This window comes from Methylomonas sp. BG-2 (assembly GCF_057766305.1).
Window position 1 is genome coordinate 1 of sequence record NZ_JBYMAP010000246.1, and the last position, 5,779, is coordinate 5,779.

Annotated in this window: 4 protein-coding genes and 1 pseudogene; 4 read left to right on the forward strand and 1 reads right to left on the reverse strand. The window is 58.9% G+C overall.

From position 1 onward, the window contains the following. The 4 genes and pseudogenes from AC3B8H_RS17710 to AC3B8H_RS17725 all read left to right on the forward strand — a co-directional run. Positions 1-241: pseudogene (locus AC3B8H_RS17710) on the forward strand (hypothetical protein); the annotation flags it as partial. Positions 242-244: 3 nt separating this feature from the next. Beyond that, positions 245-1,645, forward strand: a complete 1,401-nt coding sequence (locus AC3B8H_RS17715; protein WP_488442870.1) for a cryptochrome/photolyase family protein — start codon at positions 245-247, stop codon at positions 1,643-1,645. Then, positions 1,638-2,165, forward strand: a complete 528-nt coding sequence (locus AC3B8H_RS17720; protein WP_488442871.1) for a lipocalin family protein — start codon at positions 1,638-1,640, stop codon at positions 2,163-2,165. Before AC3B8H_RS17715 ends, AC3B8H_RS17720 begins: the two co-directional genes overlap by 8 nt. After that, positions 2,162-3,106: a YbgA family protein gene (locus AC3B8H_RS17725; RefSeq protein WP_488442872.1), complete on the forward strand. Its 945-nt coding sequence runs from the start codon at positions 2,162-2,164 to the stop codon at positions 3,104-3,106. The genes AC3B8H_RS17720 and AC3B8H_RS17725 overlap by 4 nt, the downstream gene beginning before the upstream one ends. Positions 3,107-3,239: 133 nt before the next feature. Here the strand turns inward: AC3B8H_RS17725 and AC3B8H_RS17730 are convergent, their stop codons facing one another. Further along, on the reverse strand, positions 3,240-5,669 hold the full coding sequence (locus tag AC3B8H_RS17730) for a TonB-dependent siderophore receptor (protein WP_488442873.1): 2,430 nt from the start codon (positions 5,667-5,669) through the stop codon (positions 3,240-3,242). Positions 5,670-5,779 lie beyond the last annotated feature (110 nt).

The window sequence follows — 5,779 nt, forward strand, 5'->3', positions numbered from 1 at the left end:
CTCGTTCACGGTCGCCAGCTGGATCACGATACACATGATTTGTTTGATGCCGTTGATTTACTGGACCGGCGCGGTCTGGCGCTGTTCGGCGCATTGCACGGCAAGACATTGGGCGGTACTGGCCCGGCTGACGACGGTCGCGGCGTTTGTCGATTTGGCTTTGCGCTGGGTGATTTATCAGTACTATCCCAACATTTTGTTCAATTGCCAGCAGATGATCGCTCAGTTCGGCGACTGCTAAGCCATGGCCGACAAACCCTATCGCACCGCGCTGTTCCTGTTTCGGCGAGACCTGCGTTTGGAAGACAATACCGCGCTGAATGCCGCGCGGCAAAGCGCGGACCGGGTTATAGCGGCGTTCGCCTTCGACCCGCGCCAAATCGAACCGCATCCTTATCAAAGCCAGCCCGGCCTGCAATATCTGTTGGAGGCCATCACCGAACTGCAACGCGACTTACACGACCATGGCGGCAAGCTGTACTGCTTTGAAACCCTGCCCCGCGATCTGATTGTTCAGCTTCGCGAGACGATCGGCCTGGATGCGGTCTACCTAAACCGCGACTACACGCCGTTCAGTCTGCGCCGAGACGGTGAAATCCGCGACTGCTGTAAAGAACTGGGCGTGGCGTTGCATATCGCCAACGACCTGCTGCTGACCGAGCCGGAACAAATCGCCGGCATCAAAGGCAAGCCGATTCAGGTGTTCACCCCGTTTTACCGGCGTGCCCGGCAAATACCGGTCGCCGCTCCGGCCGCGCTGGCCGACGGGCGCTGGTATACCGAGGCTTTGGCCGGCGACGATGCCGGTTTGCCGGAACGCTACCGGCAACCGCATTGCAACCCGATTGCCGGCGGCCGCGCCTGCGCGTTGCGCAGTCTGCAAGCCTTGCCGAGCTGCCGCGATTACGCGCAAAACCGTGATTTCCCCGCGCTGGCGCAAACCAGCCAGTTATCGGTACACCTGAAATTCGGCACCTGCTCGGTCCGCGAGGCATACGCCGCGATTCAGCATCAGTTGGGGCCGGAACATCCGTTGTTACGGCAATTGTATTGGCGAGACTTTTTCAGCCACATCGCCTATCACTTTCCGCACGTGTTCGGGCGGGCTTTCGATCGCCGTTACGACGCCCTACCCTGGCGCAACAATCTTGACGACTTCGCCGCCTGGACCAACGGCTTGACCGGCTTCCCGATCGTCGACGCGGCGATGCGCGAATTGCAGCAAACCGGTTGGATGCACAACCGCTTGCGAATGATCGTCGCGTCTTTCCTGGTCAAGGACTTGCATATTTCCTGGCGCTGGGGCGAACGCTACTTTGCCCAACATCTGCTGGATTACGATCCTTGCGTCAACAACGGCAACTGGCAATGGGCGGCGTCCACCGGATGCGATGCCCAGCCCTATTTCCGAATCTTCAACCCCTGGCTGCAACAACGGAAGTTCGATCCGCAATGCGACTACATCAAAACCTGGTTGCCGGAACTGCGGGCTTACTCGGCCAAAGTCATACACCAATGGGCCAGCCAACCGCTGGCCGGCGTCTATCCGCCACCCATCGTCGAGCACTCCACCCAAAGCCAGTTAATCAAAGCCCAATTCAAGGCGCTGACCACGCCACCGATCCGAGACAACGCCGATGCGTAAAACCTGTTTACTGTTATTGACCTTGGCCGGCTGCACCGGCATCCCGGACGGCGTCGTCGCGGTCAAGGATTTCGAATTGTCCCGATACCTCGGCACCTGGTACGAAATCGCCCGGCTGGACCACCGCTTCGAACGCGGTCTGAACGACATTCGCGCCGAATACAGTATGAACTCCGACGGCAGCGTCAAGGTATTGAACAGCGGTTATTCGGTGGCGGCCGGCCAGCGGGAAAGCGCCGAAGGCCGGGCCGAATTTGTCGAGACGCCGGACATCGGCCGCCTGCAAGTGTCGTTTTTCGGACCGTTTTACGGCGGCTACAACATCATCGCGCTGGACCAACCGGGCTATCGTTACGCGATGATCGCCGGCCCGGACCGGGATTATTTGTGGATACTGGCCCGCGATCCGCAATTACCCGCCGCGACGCTAAACGCCTTGGTGGACCAGGCCCGAACCCTGGGCTTCGCCACCGATCAACTGATATACGATCAGCACCCACCATCCGAGCAAACCCCATGACAAAAATTCAGGTCGGCATCAGCAGTTGTCTGTTAGGCCACGAAGTCCGCTACGACGGCGCCCACAAGTACCACAGCTACATCGAGCGCACGCTGGGCCAATATTTTGAGTTCCGCGCCTTCTGTCCGGAAGTGGAAGCCGGACTGGGCATCCCGCGTCCCTGCGTGCAACTGCGGGAAACCGCTCCCGGCGTGATTCGCTGCGTCGGCGTCAAGGACCACGCCTTCGACGTCACCGAGCGTTTGCAACAAACATCGGCAAAACAAGCCGACTGGTTGGCCGAACTGTGCGGCTACATATTGAAGAAAGACTCGCCGAGTTGCGGCATGGAAAGGGTCAAAGTCTATAAAAACGACATCCCGGCGCGCTGCGGTACCGGAATTTTCGCCGATTATATCCAGCGCCAATTTCCTTATCTGCCGGTCGAAGAAGAAGGCCGGCTCGGCGATGCAGCCCTGCGCGAAAACTTTATCCAGCGGGTATTCGTCTTGCGGCGTTGGCGCGAGCTGACGGCGGCGGGCCTGAACGTGCACGGCCTGATGACCTTCCACAGCCGTCACAAACTGATCGCGATGAGCCACGACCAAAATCAGGCCCGCGCGCTGGGCCGGCTGATTGCCGACGCCAATGCCGCGAATCTCGCCGACATCGCCGACGCCTACCTGTCGGCGCTGATGGCCTGCTTGAAGGTGGTCGCCACTCGCGGCAACCACGTCAACGTTTTGCAGCACATCCAGGGTTATTTAAAACTGAAACTGGACGGCGACGCCAAGCAGGAGCTGGTCGAAACCATCGAAGCCTACCGGATCGGCCTACTCCCGCTGATCGTGCCGCTGACGCTACTGAAACACCACTTCCGCCGCGAACCCGATTCCTTCATCGACCAATCGTTTTACCTGTCGCCGCATCCGGCGGAACTGGCGCTGTTGAACGCGATATAGTGGGCAGGCTGGTGGTCACACGAACCGCGCCGGACAAGCCCAAGACCTTGAGGCTCCGTCCATCCGGAGACGCTTTGGTCTCCAGATGACCGGACGATCACCAATACTTGATGCACGCCTCCGATGCCGGGCGTTAAAACTCCAGCTTGATCGAGCCCAAAAACGCCCTGGGTGTGCCGATGGTGCGGGAACTGCTGGCACCACTTAGGTAGGCATCGGTGAAATAGGTTTTATCCAACAAATTGTACGCGTTGAGTTGCGCGGTCAATTTGGCTTTATCGACCTTCCAGGAATAAGCCGCCAACAAGTCCACGGTCGCGTAGCCGGCGGTCTGATAGCCGTTACTACCGGTGCCGTCGGTGGAACCGTCCCGTAAAGTAACGCCGCCGCCGACCTTCAAACCGCGCAAATCGCCGCCCAAGATGTCGTAGGTGGACCACAAACTGCCGACATTGCGCGGCACCGCATATAGCCGGTTGCCTTGCAAGCCGTTGTTGTCCTTGGTCACCCGAGTGTCGAAGTTGGAATAGGTGGCGATCAAGTTCCAGCCGGGCAGCAATTCGCCGCGCATGTCCACTTCCGGACCGCGACTGCGCACTTCGCCGGCGGCGATGCTGATGCTGGTGTTAATCGGAAAATTCGGGTCGTGGGTGACGACGTTTTGCTTGGTGATGTCGTAGTAAGCCAAGGTCGCGCTGAATTTGCCGTCGAAAAATTCGAACTTGCTACCGATCTCCCACTGCTGCGCACTCTCCGGCGGTAAGGGCTTGCCGCTGGCCGAGATGGCCCACTGATTGGACACGCCGAAGTTTTCGATGTAGTTACCGTAGAGACTCAACCAGTCCTGGGCTTGCCAAAGTAAGCCGACCCGGGGCGTCACGTCGTCGTCCATCGGTTGGGCGGTGTGGCTCAAGTTGTCCCATTGCTTAACGTACTGGTAGCGAAATCCACCCAACACATGCAGGCCGTGCGGCAGTTTGATCTGATCCTGGGCGTAAATCCCGATGTAATCGGCACTGTTATTGCCGCCCCAACCAGCGGAAACCCAAGGGCTTACGATATCGGGATTATGGACCGGTTGGTCAATGTTGATATTCGCCAACTCGGCCGAATACGGATCGCTGATATGGTCGACGCGGTAATAATCGCCGCCCAGCAACAAGGTATGTTCCAACGGACCGGTTGCGAACCGGCCGGTCAGGTCCAGGGTCGTGAAGTAGGTGTTGTGGGTGCCGTCGATCATGGTTTGGCTACGCGGCAGTAAGTTGCCGGGTAACAGGGTGTCGGACGACGCGCTGGTCCAATGCTGAACGTTGTCCAGCAAATCGGCGACGAAACGCTGTTTGATGCTCCAATCGTCGTTGAACTGGTGAGACCAATTCAAACCGATCAATTTTTCCTCGACCCGGACTTTACCCGCCTCCATCAGATTGCGGGAACGCGGCATTTCAATGAAGCGATCGTTCAAATACGGCCAAGTATTGTTATCGTCGATCAGATTGTCGTGGCGATATTCCATTTCCAGACTGACCTGGGTGCGCGGGCTGACGTTCCAGGTCAGCATTGGCGCAAGGAAGGTCCGCTCGCTGTCGACCAAATCGCGAAACGAAGCGCTGCTTTCAAACGAACCGTTGAAACGGTACAGCAAAGTGTCATCGTCGGTCAACGGGCCGGTCGCATCCAGTGTCGTGCGGTACAAATCGAAGGACCCGAACTGCTGTTGCAACGCGTAATACGGTGTCGCCAACGGCTGCTTGGTGACGACGTTGACCATGCCGCCCGGCTCCATTCGCCCGTACATGATCGCGGCCGGGCCCTTGATCACTTCCAGACGCTCCACATTCGCCATTTGCCGGGTACCGATCGACGCATATTGGCTATCGACGCGAAAACCGTTGCGAAAATAGGTACTGCTGCGAAAGCCGCGCAGAAAGATGTCGTCCGACAAGCCGCCGGAACCGTGGCTGACCGTGGCGCCTGCCACATTCTTCAACGCGTCGGTCATCTGGATGGTCTGCTGGTCGTTCAACACCGCCTTTGGAATGACCTGGATGTTGACCGGCGTTTCCATCAACGGCGTGTCGGTTTTGGTGGCGCTGGCGGCGGCACGCATCGCATAGTCTTTATTCTCCGGAGCGTAAGCGTCGTAACTCGCCACTCCGACCACCGAAACCGCCGGCAAGGTCAGCGCTGATTGCGGCTCCGCCGGCTTGGCCGGCGCCGATTCGACGGTGAAGCTATGCTCGGCGGTCTTCCTCGCGCTCAAGCCCGAGGTTTGCAGCAAGATTCGCAACGCCTGCTCCGGCGTATAGTGACCGGACAGCGGCGCGGAGCGCAGTTTGGCAACCAATTCCGCCGGATACAGTAAACGCAGATCGGCCTGATCGGCCAATTGGGTCAACGCGCCGTCCAGGGCTTGCGCCGGAATGTCGAACGATTGCGGGTCGTCGGCCAGCGCCGTCAAACTGGCGCCGCCGATCAGCAAGGCCGAGACGATGCGGCCGAGCCGGGACGCGCCGGCAGGCGATGGTGGATACGGGCGGGGGTACCGTAGAGATGTCATTACGAATCCTTAACGTTAAGGCGGCGCCAATGCCGCGTCTTCGTTAAGACGGACGAGTGGAAAAATCTTGTAACGAACACCGAAATTTCTTGATGGTCGGCCGCGTCAAC

Coding starts and splice junctions, on each gene's coding strand:
- AC3B8H_RS17715 (WP_488442870.1), top strand. CDS start 245: ATGGCCGACAAACCCTATCGCACCGCGCTGTTCCTGTTTCGGCGAGAC.
- AC3B8H_RS17720 (WP_488442871.1), top strand. CDS start 1,638: ATGCGTAAAACCTGTTTACTGTTATTGACCTTGGCCGGCTGCACCGGC.
- AC3B8H_RS17725 (WP_488442872.1), top strand. CDS start 2,162: ATGACAAAAATTCAGGTCGGCATCAGCAGTTGTCTGTTAGGCCACGAA.
- AC3B8H_RS17730 (WP_488442873.1), bottom strand. CDS start 5,669: ATGACATCTCTACGGTACCCCCGCCCGTATCCACCATCGCCTGCCGGC.